Source organism: Ectopseudomonas khazarica, from assembly GCF_004521985.1.
Taxonomy (GTDB): domain Bacteria; phylum Pseudomonadota; class Gammaproteobacteria; order Pseudomonadales; family Pseudomonadaceae; genus Aquipseudomonas; species Aquipseudomonas khazarica.
Genome location: NZ_SBHZ01000005.1, coordinates 133,102 through 148,683, shown reverse-complemented (window position 1 = coordinate 148,683; position 15,582 = coordinate 133,102). Strand labels below are relative to the sequence as shown.

Below are 15,582 nucleotides of genomic sequence, written 5' to 3'. Positions count from 1 at the left end.
TCAGGCCAGCGCGGGTTCGAAGCTGTCCGCCCGCGCCATGTTCCACATGCGTTCGTAGAACTCGCCGCTGATCTTGCCGCTGACCAGCTCGCCCGGTGCGAGGAAGACGTGCTGCTGGGCGAACAGCTTGATCTCGGTGGCGGACATGCGCTGCACCAGATGCTTGGCATCGATCTGTGCGGGGTGGTCGAGGCCGGCGGCGGCGAGCATCTCGGCCAGCGCCTTGAGCGTGTTGCGGTGGAAGTTGTGCACACGCTGGGCCTTGTCCTCGACCACCAGGGCGCGCTGGCGCAGCGGGTCCTGGGTGGCGACGCCGGTCGGGCACTTGTTGGTGTGGCAGGACTGCGACTGGATGCAGCCGATGGCGAACATGAAGCCGCGCGCCGAGTTGGCCCAGTCGGCGCCGATGGCCAGCACGCGGGCGATGTCGAAGGCGCTGACGATCTTGCCGCTGGCGCCGAGCTTGATCTTGTCGCGCAGGTTGCTGCCAACCAGGGTGTTATGCACGAACAGCAGGCCTTCGCGCAGTGGCACGCCGAGGTGGTCGGTGAACTCCAGCGGCGCGGCACCGGTGCCGCCCTCCTTGCCGTCGACGACGATGAAGTCCGGCAGGATGCCGGTCTCCAGCATGGCCTTGACGATGCCCATGAATTCCCAGGGGTGGCCCAGGCAGAACTTGAAGCCCACCGGCTTGCCGCCCGACAGCTCGCGCAGCTGGGCAATGAACTGCAGCAGCTCGGTCGGCGTGGAGAATGCGCTGTGGCGCGACGGGGACACGCAATCCTCGCCCATCGGGATGCCGCGTGTGCTGGCGATTTCCGCAGTGATCTTGTGCTTGGGCAGGATGCCGCCATGGCCAGGCTTGGCGCCCTGGCTGAGCTTGATCTCGATCATCTTCACCTGCGGGGTGCAGGCCTGGGCAGCGAAGCGTTCGGCATCGAAGCGGCCGTCCGAGGCGCGGCAGCCGAAGTAGCCACTGCCCAGTTCCCACACCAGATCACCGCCATGCTCGCGATGATAGGGGCTGATGCTGCCTTCGCCGGTGTCGTGGTAGAAGTCGCCGAGCTTCGCACCCTCGTTGAGGGCACGAATGGCATTGGCGCTCAGCGAGCCGAAGCTCATTGCCGAGATGTTGAACAGGGAGGCCGAGTAAGGCTGGCGGCATTGCGGCCCGCCGATTTCCACGCGGAAGCTGCAGGGGTCGGTCAGCGGCGCCGGACGCATGGAGTGGCTGATGAACTCGAAGCCGCTCTGGTAGACGTCGCTGAGGGTGCCGAAGGGCTTGTCGGCGCCTTCGTTCTTCGCCCGGGAGTAGACCAGCGAGCGTTGCGAGCGCGAGAAGGGCAGCTGTTCGGCGTCGCCTTCGAGCAGGTACTGGCGAATTTCCGGGCGGATGCCCTCGACCAGGTAGCGGATATTGCCGAGGATCGGATAGTTGCGGCGCACCGCATGGCGCTTCTGCAGCAGGTCGCCGATACCGATCAGGCTGAGCACGGCGCCGAGCAGGGTGAAGGGCCACAGCCACTCGTGATCGAGGAAGGGCAGGCTGCCCAGGGTAAACAGCACGCAGAAGGCGAAGAAAGCGTAGCGGCTGAGCAAGGACAGGTTCATGCGGTCTCCCGTGACGTGGAACAAAACCAGACTTTAGACCAAATGGCTATATATGGTCATGTTTTGTCCGTATAGACACTCTCAAGGGCTGAGGACGAATGGCCACGCCCTGTGGCACACTCAGTGGCCCGGAGCCAACCATCGCCAGAGCTTGGCCCTTATCCCCCGTTTTTTTGGTCTGCGCAATCGTCGCAGTCCTACTGCCTGAGGCCGTCCTTGGCGGCCAAGAAGAGGAATGACCGTGCATAACGTCGTGATCAGTGGTACCGGCCTCTATACCCCGGCCAACAGCATTTCCAACGACGAACTGGTGGCATCCTTCAATGCCTACGTGCAGCAGTTCAACGCTGACAACGCCGAGGCCATCGCCCGTGGCGAGGTCGAGGCGCTGAGCGAGTCCAGCAGTGGTTTCATCGAGAAGGCGTCGGGCATCAAGAGCCGCTTCGTCATCGACAAGGACGGCATCCTCGACCCGCAGCGCATGGTGCCGCGCATCCCCGAGCGCTCCAACGAACAATGGGGCATCCTCTGCGAGATGGCCGTGGGCGCTGCCAAGCAGGCGCTGGAGCGTGCCGGCAAGACCGTCGCCGACATCGACGGGGTGATCGTCGCCTGTTCGAACCTGCAGCGCGCCTACCCGGCGGTGGCCATCGAAGTGCAGGCGGCCCTGGGCATCGAGGGCTGGGGGTATGACATGAACGTGGCCTGCTCGTCGGCCACCTTCGGCATCCAGGCCGCGACCACCGCGATCCAGACCGGCCAGGCCCGCGCCATTCTCATGGTCAACCCGGAAATCTGCACCGGCCACCTGAACTTCCGTGACCGGGACAGCCACTTCATCTTCGGTGATGCCGCCACGGCGGTGATCATCGAGCGCGCCGACCAGGCCACCTCCAGGCATCAGTTCGACGTGGTCGGCACCAAGCTGCTGACCCAGTTCTCCAACAACATCCGCAACAACTTCGGTTTCCTCAACCGTGCGGCGGAGGAGGGCGTGGGCACTCGCGACAAGCTGTTCGTGCAGGAAGGCCGCAAGGTGTTCAAGGACGTCTGCCCGATGGTCGCCGAGCTGATCGCCGCGCACCTGGCGGAAAACCAGCTCAACGTCAGCGACGTCAAGCGCTTCTGGTTGCACCAGGCCAACCTCAACATGAACCTGCTGATCGCTCGCAAGCTGCTGGGCCGTGATGCCGAGCCGCATGAGGCGCCGGTGATTCTCGACACCTACGCCAACACCAGTTCGGCCGGTTCGGTGATCGCCCTGCACAAGAACCAGGACGATCTGCCCGCGGGCAGCCTGGGTGTTCTAAGCTCCTTCGGTGCCGGTTATTCGATCGGCAGTGTAATTTTGCGCAAGCGTTGAACTCTCTTTAAGAATGCCTGACGCGCGCGGGGCGTTCATGCGTGCGCTCAGGCTTCATCCTAGGGAGTTCTATGTCCGATTCCGAACTGCTGGATCGTCTGCTCGCCGGTGAGCAGAAGGCTTATCGCGAGCTGGTCGCTCGCTATCAGGGCGCGATGCGGGCGGTGGCCTACGCCATCGTCGGCAGCCGCCACGCCGATGAGGTGGTGCAGGACGCGTGGCTCGCGGTGGTGCGCAGTCTCAGCGGCTTCGAGGGGCGTGCCAGCCTGAAGACCTGGCTGTTGACCATCACCGCCAATACCGCCAAGACCCGTCTCAAGCAGAATCGTCGCGAAGTGCTGCTCGACGACCTGCCAGCGCCCCACGGCACCATCGGCGAGGAGCGCTTCGCCGACGATGGCCACTGGCTGCTGGCGCCCCACGCCTGGCATCAGGACAGCCCCGAGGCGTTGCTGACCGAGGACGAGCTGCGCGAGTGCCTGGAGCATACGCTGACCAGCCTGTCAGAATTGCAGAGCAGCGTCCTGATATTGCGCGAGCGGCAGGGGCTGGAGTTGGAGGCGATCTGTAATCTTCTCGACATCTCGCTCTCCAATGCGCGTGTGCTGCTGCATCGAGCACGCCTGAAAGTCTTCGCCACTCTGGAACATTTCGAGGAGACAGGCCAATGCTGACCTGCAAGGAACTGGTCGCTCACTCAAGCGATTTTCTCGACGGCCAACTGACCCTGCGCCAGCGTATCGCGGTGCGCGCGCACCTGGCCATGTGCGGTAACTGCCGGCGTTTCATCCGGCAGATGAAGTTGACCCAGGCGGTGATCCGACAGATGCCGGAGGGCGAGCTGCCCGAACTCGAGGCTCTGTCCGAGCGTCTGGCGCAGACGCGCCGCGACGACGATTGAAGCGAACCCGGAGTGATCCGGGTTTTTCTTTTCTCCCGTTCACCACCATTCATCCCCCTGTGGGAGGGGCTTCAGCCGCGACCGCCTGGATAGCCGGTTATCGACAGTCGCGCACCTGCTCAATGCGCATTGCCTCCCGGCCAGGGAAAAGTTTTCACCCTCCGCTGTAACGTCCGCACCTGTGCCTCGTCCATTGCTGCGAGGGCGCCAATCCGGCCCCGTCAATCGAACCGATGGAGATGCACCATGAAACAACTCAATACCCTGACTGCCACCCTGGGCGCTGCACTGCTGACTTCCGTGGCGTTCACCGCGCACGCTGCGAGCAACCCGTTCGCCGCGCAGGAACTGGCCAGCGGCTACAGCCTGGCAGCTGCCGAGAAGGCCCAGGAAGGTTCCTGTGGCGAAGGCAAGTGCGGTGGCGAGATGAAGGCCGATCAGGAAGGCAAGTGCGGCGAGGGCAAGTGCGGTGCCGAGAAGAAGGCCGACGCCGAAGGCAAATGCGGCGAAGGCAAGTGCGGCGGCGAGAAGAGCGAGTAAGGGCGAGGGACGGATCATGCAACTCGCACCTCTCAGCGGCGCCGGGCTTGGCCTGCGCCGCGGCCTGTTGGCCGAGCTGAGCGCCGATGCCGCCAGCGGCGCCGACTTCCTGGAGGTCGCGCCGGAGAACTGGATCGGCGTCGGCGGTCGCCTGGGCAAGCAGTTGCGGGCCCTGAGCGAGCGCCGGCCGCTGTTGTGCCATGGTCTTTCCCTCAACCTGGGTGGCTTTGCACCGCTGGATCTGGACCTGCTGCACGCCATCAAGGGTTTTCTCGATGCGCACGGCGTGCTGGCCTACAGCGAGCACCTGTCGGCCTGTGCCGACGAGGGCCAGCTCTACGACCTGATGCCGCTGCCGTTCTCCGAGGAGTCGGTGCTGCGCATCGCCGAGCGCGTGCGCATCGTCCAGGACGTGCTGGAACGGCCGCTGATCATCGAGAACGTCTCGGCCTATGCACGCCTGCCGGGTGAGCTGGAGGAAGCAGAGTTCGTCTGCGCGGTGCTGGAGCGGGCCGACTGCCAGCTGCTGCTGGACGTCAACAACGTCTACGTCAACAGCCTGAATTTCGGCTTCGATGCCGATGCCTACATCGCGGCGATGCCCAGCGAGCGCATCGCCTACCTGCATGTGGCCGGTCACTACGACCAGGCCGACGACCTGAAGATCGATACCCACGGAGCCGCGGTGATCGACCCGGTCTGGGCCCTGCTGCGTGCCACCTACGCGCGGCATGGCGTGCGACCGACGCTGCTGGAGCGCGACTTCAACTTCCCGCCGCTGGCCGAACTCTATGCCGAGCTGGCGCATATCCGTGCGTTGCAGCAGGCCGCGGCACCTCTCGGCAGGTACGGCACATGAAGGGGATCGAGCTGCAGCGCGATTTCGCCGCGCGCATCCGTCAGCCCGATGCGCACAGGCTGCTGCCGGGGATCGCCGCCGAGCGCATGGCGATCTACGAGGAGCTGTTCTTCAACAATGTCGCCAGCCTGGTGAGCGGTGCCTTCCCGGTGCTGCGCGGCGTGCTCGGTGCCGAGCGCTGGCAACGCCTGGTGCGCGGCTTTCTCGCCGAACACCGTGCCGCTACCCCCTATTTCCTGGAAATCAGTCAGGAGTTCATCGCCTGGTTGCAACAGGGCTACCGCCCTGAGCCTGACGACCCGCCGTTCATGCTGGAGCTGGCGCACTACGAATGGGTGGAGCTGGCGCTGGATGTCAGCGAGGCGCAGCTGCCGCAACGCGGCTGGTCGCCGCTGGCCTGGCCGCTGGCCTATGTGTGGCCGGTCCAGCGCATCGGTGCTGAACATCGCCCTGCGCAGCCGCCTGACGAGCCGACCTGCCTGCTGGTCTGGCGGGATGGCAAGGATCAGGTGCGCTTCATGCAGCTGACGCCCTTCGCCTACCAGCTGGCGCTGCGCCTGCAGGCCGGCGAACCACCGCTGCAGGCGCAGCTGGCCCTGGCCACGGCTGCAGGCTTGGCCGCCGACCGCAGCTATTTCGCTAACGCCCGTGCGCTGCTGGAAGACTGGCAGGCGCGCGACATCTGGTTTCCCTATACCGAGGACTGACCGTCATGATCGCTTTGCTCAATCGTTTCCAGGATGCGCTGGAGTATTCCCGGCGCCTGGATTTCCTCGGCCCGCTGCTGCTGCGCCTGTACCTGGTGCCGGTGTTCTGGATGGCCGGTACGCAGAAACTGGCCGATATCGGCGCCACGGCGGCCTGGTTCGGCAACCCGGACTGGGGGCTTGGCCTGCCATTCCCCGAGCTGCTGGCCTGGGCCGCAGCGCTGAGCGAGGCCGGTGGCGCCATTCTGCTGCTGTTCGGCCTGGCGGTGCGCTGGATCAGCATTCCGCTGATCGTCACCATGCTGGTGGCGATCTGTGCGGTGCACTGGCCCTACGGCTGGCAGGCGATCGCCGACCCGTCCGCGCCCTTCGCCAACGAACGCGTGCTGGCGGCTGCGCAGAAGCTGGAACGGGCACGCGCCATCCTGCGCGAACACGGCAACTATGACTGGCTGACGAGCAGCGGCAAGTTCGTGGTGCTGAACAACGGCATCGAGTTCGCCGTCACTTACCTGGTGATGCTGGTCGCGCTGTTCTTCAGTGGGGCAGGGCGCTGGTTCAGTCTGGATTACTGGCTGGCGCGGCAGTGGCGCACGCCGCGTGCGTCCGCCTAGGCGAGCGGGTTGTCACGGCGCCGGTTCTCGCGAAACTCCCCCGGCGTCTGTCCGGTCCAGCTCTTGAAACTGCGGTGGAAGGAGCGTGACTCGGTGAAACCCAGGTAGCAGGCAATGTCCTGGATCGCCAGGTCACTGCGCAGCAGGTAGTGCTCGGCCAGCTCCTGACGCAGCTCGTCGAGTATCTGCTGGTAGCTGGTGCCGGCCTGCTGCAGATGGCGCTGCAGGGTGCGCACCGTCATGTCGAACTTCTCGGCCACCCGCTCCTTGCGTGGCAGACCATCCTTGAGCAGCAGGCGCAGGGCATTCTTCACCCGTCGCGGTAGCGGCTCGTCATCGTCCAGGCCGGCCATCAGGGTCAGCGCGTGCTCTTCCAGCGTGCGCAGCAGGTTGGCGTCGGCCTGGCGCAACGCGACGCCCAGGTAGTCCAGCGGCACCAGCAGCGCATTGCATGGCTGCTCGAACAGCACCGGGCAGCCGAACAGCTGCTGGTAGTCGTCGAGCGTGGTGCCGGCCGGTTGCGCGTGCTCGAACCACACCTCGCGTGGCGAGTGCTCGGAGTCGGCGATCCAGCGTGCGTACAGCAGCCAGGAGGCGAGCACGTTCTCCACCATGTGTCGCCGCACCTCGGGGCCCTGATGACGGCAGCTCCAGATCAGACGTACATGGTCCTCGGCCGCTTCGATACGGCTGGTGCCCATGTCACCCACCAGTTTCTCGTAGGGCACGATGCGGCTCATGGCTTCGCCCAGGGTGGCGCAGTTCATGGCGATGTAACCGAGCACGCTCCAGGAACCCGGCTGCACGAAGCGCGCCGCGTGCAGGCCGAACAGCGGGTCGGCGGAAACGCTCATCAGGTATTCCAGCAGGCGTTCATGCACCTCGCTGGGCATGCGCTTGCCGTTGTCGGCCAGGTCGCGCGCATCGATGCCGGCCGCCGCCAGCGCGCGATCGATGTCCAGGCCGAGGTGCTCGGCCTGGCGCAGGTACTTGAGCAGGGCGGGAACCGAGGTGTAGCCGAGGTTTTCCATGGGTTCTTCTTGTTCTGGGTGAAAGGGTGCTCTGCCTGTCTTGATTGGCGACAGCGCCTGTCACAATCCGACAGTGACGGCGGACGACGGCTGGCTAGTATAGGCAGCCATCAGTGCTGATCGGAATGGGGAACGCAATGCGACGCTGGAACGGATGGGGTGACGAGTCGACCGAAGTGGAACTGCCGGCACATGGCGAGGCGTTTCTCGCCGAGCTGATCGGGCCAGGGCAGCGTCTGGCCGATGCCAGCCTGGCGCAGGTGCTGACCAGCGTGCCGCCGTCGCGCCTGGCGCCGCACCCGTCGATCAGCCAGGACGCCGAGATGCGCGTGCGCCACGCCCGTGGGCAGAGCCTGCCGGACTGGCTGGCCATGCGCTCCGGGGATTTCGGCCTGTTTCCCGATGGCGTTGCCTGCCCGGAAAGCGCCGAGCAGATCCGCGAGCTGCTGGCCTGGGCGCAGCAGCACGACGTCACGCTGATTCCCTATGGCGGCGGTACCTCGGTGGCCGGGCACATCAATCCGCAAGCCGGCGAGCGCCCCGTGCTGACCCTGTCGCTGGAGCGCATGACGCGTCTGCTCGACATCGACGAAGACAGCCTCATCGCCACCTTCGGCCCCGGCGCCAATGGCCCGCAGGTCGAGAGCCAGTTGCGCGCACGCGGCTACACCCTGGGGCACTTCCCGCAGTCCTGGGAGCTGTCGACCCTCGGCGGCTGGGTGGCCAGTCGCTCCAGCGGTCAGCAGTCCCTGCGCTATGGGCGCATCGAGCAACTGTTCGCCGGCGGCAAGCTGGAAACCTTCGCCGGCACCCTGGAGATTCCCACCTTCCCGGCCTCGGCCGCCGGCCCCGACCTGCGCGAGCTGGTGCTGGGCTCGGAAGGGCGCTTCGGGGTGATTTCCGAAGTTCGCGTGCGCATCAGCCGCCTGGCCGAGCAGGAGCGCTTCTATAGCGTCTTCCTGCCCGACTGGCAGCAGGCACTGAGCGCCGTGCGCCAACTGGCCCAGGCGCGCGTACCCCTGTCCATGCTGCGCCTGTCCAATGCCATCGAGTCGCGAACCCAGCTGGCGCTGGCCGGGCATCCGCAGCAGATCGCCCTGCTGGAAAAGTACCTGGCGTTGCGCGGCGCCCGTGACGGCAAGTGCATGCTGACCTTCGGCGTCACCGGCAGCCGCGTGCAGAACGCCGCCTCGCTGAAACAGGCGCGGCGCCTGCTGAAGGGCTTCGGCGGAGTGTTCACCGGCACCCTGCTGGGCAAGAAGTGGGAGCAGAATCGCTTCCGCTTCCCGTACCTGCGCCACGGTCTGTGGGAGGGCGGCTATCTGGTCGACACCCTGGAAACCGCCACCGACTGGTCGAACGTCGACAACCTGCTGAACAAGGTCGAAGCCAGCCTGCGCGAAGAGCTGGTCGGCGACGGTGAGCGCGTGCATGTGTTCACCCACCTGTCGCACGTCTATGGCGAGGGCTCCAGCATCTACACCACCTATGTGTTCCGGCCGGGCAGCGACTACGCCGAGGCCCTGTCGCGCTGGCAGCGCCTGAAGGCTGCGGCCAGCCGCACCATCGCCGAGAACCGCGGCACCATCAGCCACCAGCATGGCGTCGGGCGTGACCATGCGCCGTACCTGGTGGAGGAGAAGGGCGAACTGGGCATGGCCACGTTGCGCAAGCTGTCCGCGCATTTCGATCCTGAACAGCGCCTGGCTCCCGGCGTGCTCCTGCAGGACTGATCATGGAAGCCTGGAACGCCGCCTGGCGCGAACGTGCCCTGCCCGAGCTGGCGGCGCGCGACTGGGACTTGCTGGTGATCGGCGGCGGCATCTGCGGCGCCGGCATCCTGCGCGAGGCCGCCCGGCGTGGCTGGCGTTGCCTGCTGCTGGAGCAGCGTGATTTCGCCTGGGGCACCTCCAGTCGCTCGTCGAAAATGGTCCACGGCGGGTTGCGCTATGTCGCCAAGGGGCAACTGGCGCTGACCCGTGACTCGGTACGCGAGCGCCAGCGCCTGCTGGGCGAGGCGCCGGGGCTGGTGCAGCCGCTGAGCTTCGTCATGCCGCACTATCGTGGCGGCTTTCCCGGCCCCAGGGTCTTCGGCGGTTTGCTGAGCCTGTATGACGCCCTGGCCGGCAAGCGCAATCACCTGTTCTACCCGCTGCAGCAACTGCGCTACCTGGCGCCGGGCCTGCGCGAGGATGGCCTGCTGGGTGGCACGCGTTTCTTCGACGCGGTGACCGACGATGCGCGCCTGGTGCAACGTGTGCTGGGTGAGGCGCGCAGCGACGGTGGCGAGGCGCTCAACGGCATGCGCGTGGTCGAGCTGCTGCGCGAGGCGGACCAGGTCGTCGGTGTGCTCGCCGAAGATACGCAGACGGGCGCGCGCTACCCGCTGCGCAGTCGCGCCGTGGCGCAGGCCACCGGGGCCTGGGCCGACCGCCTGCGGACGCCGGGCAATGGGCGGATCCGCCCGCTGCGCGGCAGCCATCTGCTGCTGCCGGGCTGGCGCCTGCCGGTGGCCCACGCCTTCAGTTTCATGCATGCGGAGGATGGTCGGCCGGTGTTCGTCTTCCCCTGGGAAGGGGCGACGGTGATCGGCACCACCGACCTGGATCATGATGGGGCGCTGGATGACGAGGCGGCCATCAGCAACGCGGAGGTCGACTACCTGCTGGCGGCCTGTGCCCAGCAGTTTCCCCAGGCCCTGGTCGGCCGCGCCGACGTGCTGGCGACCTGGGCCGGCGTGCGTCCGGTGGTAAGTGACGGCGCCGTCGGCCTGAAGCCCTCGGACGAGAAGCGCGAGCATGCGCTGTGGGTCGAGCCGGGGTGCGTGACCCTGGCCGGCGGCAAGCTGACGACCTTCCGGCTGCTGGCGCTGGAGGTGCTGCGGGCCTGCGCCGGCTTCGTCGGCAAGACGGTCGACGACCGCGGTTGTGCGGTGTTCCGCGCTGAAGCGTTGCCGTCCATGGCGTCGCTGAGCCCGGCGCAGCAACGGCGTCTGGCCGGTCGCCATGGTCGCCAGCTGGGCGAGGTGCTGCGCCGGATCGAAGCCCTGGGTGAGGCGTGCGTCGCCGGCACCGACACCCTGTGGGCCGAGCTGGCCTGGGCCGTCGACGGCGAACTGGTGCTGCACCTGGACGACCTGCTGCTGCGCCGTACCCGTCTGGGCCTGTTGCTGGCCGAAGGCGGGCGTGCCGAGCTGCCGCGCATTCGTGCGCTGTGCCAGCCACGCCTGGGCTGGAGCGACGAGCGCTGGCTGCAGGAACAAGCGAACTACCTGGCGCTCTGGCAACGCTGCTACAGCTTGCCGCCAGCCTGATCATCCAGCGGCGGCCTGGACGCGAACCGGGACAAACGAAGAAGCCGCGCCCGGTATGCAGCCGGCCACGCAGCCACATGCCTGACAAGAAGGATCACACCTTGAGCGAACCAAGCTACCTGCTGAGCATCGACAACGGCACCCAGAGCGTGCGTGCGCTGCTGTTCGATACCGCCGGCAACCTGCTCGCCAAGGGCAAGGTGGAGCTCGACCCGTACTTCTCCAGCCAGCCGGGCTGGGCCGAGCAGGACCCGGAGTATTACTGGGCCAGCCTGGGTGAGGCCTGTCGGCTGCTCTGGCAGCAGGCGGACATCGACCGCAGCCTGATCAGGGGCGTGGCGGTGACCACGCAGCGTGGCAGCGTCATTCATGTCGATGAGCAGGGCACGCCGCTGCGCCCGGCGATCCTCTGGCTCGACCAGCGTCGCGCCGAGGTCCGCGAGCGCATCAAGGGGCCGTGGGGCTGGCTGTTCAAACTGGCCCGTGCCGAGGAGGCGGTCGATCACTTCCGTGGCCAGGCCGAGGTCAACTGGGTCGCCCAGCAGCAACCGGAGATCGCCGCCCGCACGCACAAGGTGCTGCTGCTCTCGGGCTTTCTCACCCATCGTCTGTGTGGTCGTTTCGTCGACTCGACCAGCAGTTGCGTGGCCTACCTGCCGTTCGACTACAAGCGCCTGTGCTGGGCTGCGCCGCGGGACTGGAAATGGCAGGCGCTGGCGGTACGCCGGGAACAGCTGCCCGAGCTGTTCAAGCCGGGGGAGCGCCTGGGCAGCATCTCGGCGCAGGCGAGTCGTCACACCGGTATTCCCGAGGGGCTGCCGCTGATCGCCGCTGGTGCCGACAAGGCCTGCGAGGTGCTCGGCTCCGGCGCACTGGACGCGAGCACCGCGTGCCTCTCCTACGGCACCACGGCGACCATCAACACCACCCGCAGTCGTTATCTGGAGACCATCGCGCTGATTCCGCCGTACCCGGCAGCGCTGCCGGATCACTTCAACACCGAGGTGATGATCTATCGCGGTTTCTGGATGGTCAGCTGGTTCAAGCGCGAGTTCGGCCTGCGCGAGATGCAGCGCGCCGAGGCTCTGGGCGTGGCGCCCGAGGCCCTGTTCGACGAACTGGTCAACGCCGTGCCCCCCGGCTCCATGGGGCTGATGCTGCAACCCTACTGGACCCCCGGTATCCGGGAGCCCGGACTGGAGGCCAAGGGCTCGATCATCGGCTTCGGTGACGTGCACACGCGCGCCCACCTGTATCGCGCCATCCTCGAAGGGCTGGCGTATGCCCTGCGCCAGGGCAAGGAGCGCATCGAGAAACGTGCCGGCACGCCGATCCGGCGCCTGCGCGTGTCCGGCGGTGGTTCGCAGAGCGATGCGGCGATGCAGCTGACCGCCGACATCTTCGGCCTGCCGGCAGAGCGCCCGCATCTGTACGAAACCAGCGGCCTCGGGGCGGCGATCAACTGCGCCGTGGGCCTTGGCCTGCATGCCGACTATGCGGCCGCCATCGCCGCGATGACCCGCGTCGGCCAGGTCTTCGAGCCCGACCCGGCGGCGCAGCGCACCTACGAGCAGCTCTACACGCAGGTCTACCAGCGCATGTATCGCCAGCTCAGGCCGCTGTACCAGCGCATCCGCAAGATCACCGGCTATCCGGCCTAGGGCTGCAAGCCGGGAGGTGCGTCGCCCCCGAATAGCCTCAGGCGACGTCCACCAGCACGATCTCGCTGTCTTCCTGCGCTTCGACGCGCAGCTGGGTTTCCTTGGCGATGGCCACCCCGTCACGTGCCTTGGCGGCCACGCCGTTGACGCTGAAGGCGCCGCTGGCCGCGACCAGATAGGCCTTGCGGCCCGGCTGTAGGCTGTACTCGGCGGTCTGTCCGGCCTTGATCGTGGCGGCTAGCAGTCGCGCATCGGTGCGGATGCGCAGGGCGTCGACATCTTCCTCGTAGCCACTGGCCAGGGTGACGAAGGCTCCGGAGCGATCTCCCTTGGGAAACGGCCTGGCGCCCCAGGACGGCGGCAGGCCCGCCTGGGTCGGCTGGATCCAGATCTGGAAGATCTTGGTGGTCTCATCCTCCAGGTTGTACTCGCTGTGGGCGATCCCGGTGCCGGCGCTCATCACCTGCACATCGCCGGCCTCGGTACGGCCCTTGTTGCCCAGGTTGTCCTCGTGGCTGATAGCCCCTTCGCGGACATAGGTGATGATCTCCATGTCACGATGCGGATGGGGCGGGAAGCCCGAGTGCGGCGCGATCTCGTCGTCGTTCCAGACACGCAGGTTGCCCCAGCTCATGCGCTGCGGATCGTAGTATTCGGCGAAGGAAAAATGGTGGCGGGCATTGAGCCAGCCGTGGTGGGCGCCACCGAGTTGTTCGAACGGACGTACGTCAATCATGGTCAATCCTCCTGTCACGCCAGGGCTGAGTCCCGGGCAGTGTCGATGGCGGCATGATCCATTTGGTTTAATCGATTTTAAAGCGCAATATTTTTGGTATTAACATCGATTCATTCGATTATTTTCGCGAAGGCCAAGCACTAGGCTTTCGCTGAACCCTTCAAGGAGGAGTGCGATGGGCGAGCGCAAGGCCTGGCTGATCCTGCATGGCAAACAGGCACTGAACGAAGAGGTGAGGGCGGCGGTGAACGGCCTGCGCGAGCGTGGCTGGGACCTGGCGGTGCGCCTGACCTGGGAAGGCGGTGACGCCGAACGACTGGTCGAGGAAGGGCTGGCGGCCGGCTATCGGACGCTGATCGCCGGCGGTGGCGATGGCACCCTGCGCGATGTGGTGGAGGCGCTGGTCAGGGCGCGGAGCGAGGCGAGCCTGGCGCTGCTGCCACTGGGCACCGCCAATGACTTTGCCCACGCCGCCGGTATCGCCCTGGCCCCCGCCGCCGCGCTGGCGCTGCTGGAGGTCGAGCCGGTGAGCGTGGATATCGGCATGGCGGGCGAACGTGCCTTCCTCAACATGGCCACGGGCGGCTTCGGCTCCAACGTCACCGCCAACACGCCGGAAGAACTGAAGAAGGTGCTGGGTGGCGCCGCCTATCTGCTCACCGGGCTCAGCCGCTTTTCCGAGGTGCGCGCCGCCACGGGGCGCTTTCACGGGCCTGACTTCGACTGGCAGGGGGAGTTTCTCGCGCTGGGCATCGGCAACGGCCGCCAGGCCGGCGGCGGCCATGTGCTGTGCCCGCAGGCCAGGGTCGACGACGGCCTGCTGGACGTCTGCATCGTACCGGCCGCGCAGGATGTGGTGACGACCCTGGGCACCCTGCTGTCGGGCGGCATGCGCGGCCTGCAGAGCGTGGCGATCAACGCCCGCCTGCCCTGGGTCGAGGTCGAGGCCAGCGAGGGGCTCGACCTCAACCTCGATGGCGAGCCGATGACGAGCGAGCGCCTGCGTTTCGACGCGGTGCCTGCTGCCCTGCGTCTGCACCTGCCGGAGCATTCCCCGCTACTCGGTCGCTGGTCAGGTGAGGAGGGCTGAGGCATGATGGCTGAGCGCCAGCAATGCTACAGTCTGCCGGCCGCTCGCCGATAACCCTAATGGCAGGCTAGACTCACTAAACACCACGGGAGCGCATGATGGCCGGCATTCTTGATTCAGTAGATCAACGCACGCAACTGGTCGGCGAAAACCGCCTGGAAATCCTCATGTTCCGCCTGGGCGGCCGGCAGCTGTTCGCGATCAACGTGTTCAAGGTGCAGGAAGTCCTGCAGATGCCCAAGCTGACGCTGATGCCCCAGCGCCATCGCTTCGTCTGTGGCGTGGTCAACCTGCGTGGTCAGACCCTGCCGGTGATCGACCTGTCTCAGTCCATCGGCATGCGCCCGCTGGTGCCGGATGAGCGCAGCACCATCATCGTCACCGAATACAACCGCTCCGTGCAGGCATTTCTGGTCGGCAGCGTCGACCGCATCCTCAACCTCAACTGGGAGTCGATCCAGCCGCCCCCTGGCGGTGCCGGCCGGCAGCACTACCTGACCGCCATCACCAAGGTCGACGAGCAGATCGTCGAGGTGATCGACGTGGAGAAGGTGCTGGCCGAGATCGTGCCGATGAGCACCAAGGTATCGGCCGAGAAGCTGGCCGACCCGCTGCTGGAGAAGGCGCGTGGTCGTGAGGTCCTGCTGGTCGACGACTCCAGCGTGGCGCTCAGCCAGCTGCGTGACACCCTGACCCAGCTGGGCATTCGCCTGCACATGGCCAGCGACGGCCTCAAGGCCTTCAACCTGCTGAAGAAGTGGGCCGACAGCGGTGAGGTGATGACCGACAAGCTGCTGATGGTCTTCACCGATGCCGAGATGCCGGAAATGGACGGCTACCGGCTGACCAGCGAGATTCGCAGCGACCCGCGCCTCAAGGACCTCTACGTGGTGTTGCACACCTCGCTGTCCGGCAGTTTCAACGAGGCCATGGTGAAGAAGGTCGGCTGCGACGGTTTCCTCTCCAAGTTCCAGCCGGACAAGCTGGTGGACGTGATCCGCACGCGCCTGGAGCTCGACGAGCCCCGCTAGGGCTGCACGCCAGGCTTCGTCCTTGCGTCGCAGCGTGGGCGGGCGACCGTCCGGCGCTGACGCTGCCCATCCCTAACCCGCTACCCGGGTTTACCCTGTTTCCTGCAGCCTGGTGCTTGTGAGCA

Annotated in this window: 15 protein-coding genes; 12 read left to right on the top strand and 3 right to left on the bottom strand. The window is 66.4% G+C overall.

Features of this window, described 5'->3' with window-relative positions; genetic code table 11:
* Positions 1 to 1,611, bottom strand: a complete 1,611-nt coding sequence (locus tag EPK82_RS07980; protein ID WP_134676255.1) for an FMN-binding glutamate synthase family protein — start codon at positions 1,609 to 1,611, stop codon at positions 1 to 3.
* 241 nt (positions 1,612 to 1,852) lie between these two features.
* On the opposite strand from EPK82_RS07980, the gene EPK82_RS07975 reads away from it, so the two are divergent.
* The 7 genes from EPK82_RS07975 to EPK82_RS07945 all read left to right on the top strand — a co-directional run bounded on the left by EPK82_RS07975 (position 1,853) and on the right by EPK82_RS07945 (position 6,595).
* Entirely contained in the window at positions 1,853 to 2,974 is a 1,122-nt protein-coding gene (locus EPK82_RS07975) for a beta-ketoacyl-ACP synthase III (RefSeq protein ID WP_134676354.1), read from the top strand.
* A gap of 71 nt (positions 2,975 to 3,045) precedes the next feature.
* Complete coding sequence (locus EPK82_RS07970) at positions 3,046 to 3,648, top strand: RNA polymerase sigma factor (protein ID WP_037048720.1); 603 nt, start codon at positions 3,046 to 3,048, stop codon at positions 3,646 to 3,648.
* Complete coding sequence (locus EPK82_RS07965) at positions 3,642 to 3,875, top strand: anti-sigma factor family protein (RefSeq protein WP_037048717.1); 234 nt, start codon at positions 3,642 to 3,644, stop codon at positions 3,873 to 3,875. Before EPK82_RS07970 ends, EPK82_RS07965 begins: the two co-directional genes overlap by 7 nt.
* Positions 3,876 to 4,121: 246 nt before the next feature.
* Entirely contained in the window at positions 4,122 to 4,415 is a 294-nt protein-coding gene (locus EPK82_RS07960; RefSeq protein ID WP_037048714.1) for an HvfA family oxazolone/thioamide-modified RiPP metallophore, read from the top strand.
* 16 nt (positions 4,416 to 4,431) lie between these two features.
* Positions 4,432 to 5,274, top strand: coding sequence for an HvfB family MNIO-type RiPP peptide maturase (locus EPK82_RS07955; RefSeq protein WP_134676254.1), 843 nt, complete (start codon positions 4,432 to 4,434; stop codon positions 5,272 to 5,274).
* Entirely contained in the window at positions 5,271 to 5,981 is a 711-nt protein-coding gene (locus EPK82_RS07950; protein ID WP_134676253.1) for an HvfC family RiPP maturation protein, read from the top strand. The genes EPK82_RS07955 and EPK82_RS07950 overlap by 4 nt, the downstream gene beginning before the upstream one ends.
* Before the next feature lie 5 nt (positions 5,982 to 5,986).
* Positions 5,987 to 6,595 (top strand): HvfX family Cu-binding RiPP maturation protein, encoded by a 609-nt coding sequence (locus EPK82_RS07945; protein WP_037048706.1) that lies wholly within the window; start codon positions 5,987 to 5,989, stop codon positions 6,593 to 6,595.
* Here EPK82_RS07945 and gliR read toward each other — a convergent pair.
* Positions 6,592 to 7,626, bottom strand: a complete 1,035-nt coding sequence (gliR, locus tag EPK82_RS07940; protein WP_134676252.1) for an AraC family transcriptional regulator GliR — start codon at positions 7,624 to 7,626, stop codon at positions 6,592 to 6,594. The two genes, EPK82_RS07945 and gliR, sit on opposite strands and share 4 nt — an antisense overlap.
* A gap of 137 nt (positions 7,627 to 7,763) precedes the next feature.
* Here gliR and EPK82_RS07935 point away from each other — a divergent pair, with 137 nt between their 5' ends.
* The 3 genes from EPK82_RS07935 (at position 7,764) to EPK82_RS07925 (ending at position 12,600) form a co-directional block, all read left to right on the top strand.
* Positions 7,764 to 9,359 (top strand): FAD-binding oxidoreductase, encoded by a 1,596-nt coding sequence (locus tag EPK82_RS07935; RefSeq protein WP_037048702.1) that lies wholly within the window; start codon positions 7,764 to 7,766, stop codon positions 9,357 to 9,359.
* Between the two features lie 2 nt (positions 9,360 to 9,361).
* Positions 9,362 to 10,939: a glycerol-3-phosphate dehydrogenase/oxidase gene (locus EPK82_RS07930; protein WP_134676251.1), complete on the top strand. Its 1,578-nt coding sequence runs from the start codon at positions 9,362 to 9,364 to the stop codon at positions 10,937 to 10,939.
* Positions 10,940 to 11,016: 77 nt separating this feature from the next.
* Entirely contained in the window at positions 11,017 to 12,600 is a 1,584-nt protein-coding gene (locus EPK82_RS07925; protein WP_394346194.1) for an FGGY-family carbohydrate kinase, read from the top strand.
* Positions 12,601 to 12,637: 37 nt separating this feature from the next.
* Here the strand turns inward: EPK82_RS07925 and EPK82_RS07920 are convergent, their stop codons facing one another.
* Positions 12,638 to 13,336 carry a pirin family protein gene (locus tag EPK82_RS07920; protein WP_134676249.1) on the bottom strand — a complete coding sequence of 233 codons (699 nt, stop codon included), beginning with the start codon at positions 13,334 to 13,336 and terminating at the stop codon, positions 12,638 to 12,640.
* 175 nt (positions 13,337 to 13,511) lie between these two features.
* On the opposite strand from EPK82_RS07920, the gene yegS reads away from it, so the two are divergent.
* Both yegS and EPK82_RS07910 read left to right on the top strand, forming a co-directional pair.
* Positions 13,512 to 14,426, top strand: a complete 915-nt coding sequence (gene yegS / locus EPK82_RS07915) for a lipid kinase YegS (protein ID WP_134676248.1) — start codon at positions 13,512 to 13,514, stop codon at positions 14,424 to 14,426.
* Between the two features lie 98 nt (positions 14,427 to 14,524).
* Positions 14,525 to 15,457 carry a chemotaxis protein CheV gene (locus EPK82_RS07910; RefSeq protein ID WP_134676247.1) on the top strand — a complete coding sequence of 311 codons (933 nt, stop codon included), beginning with the start codon at positions 14,525 to 14,527 and terminating at the stop codon, positions 15,455 to 15,457.
* The last annotated feature ends 125 nt before the right edge of the window (positions 15,458 to 15,582 follow it).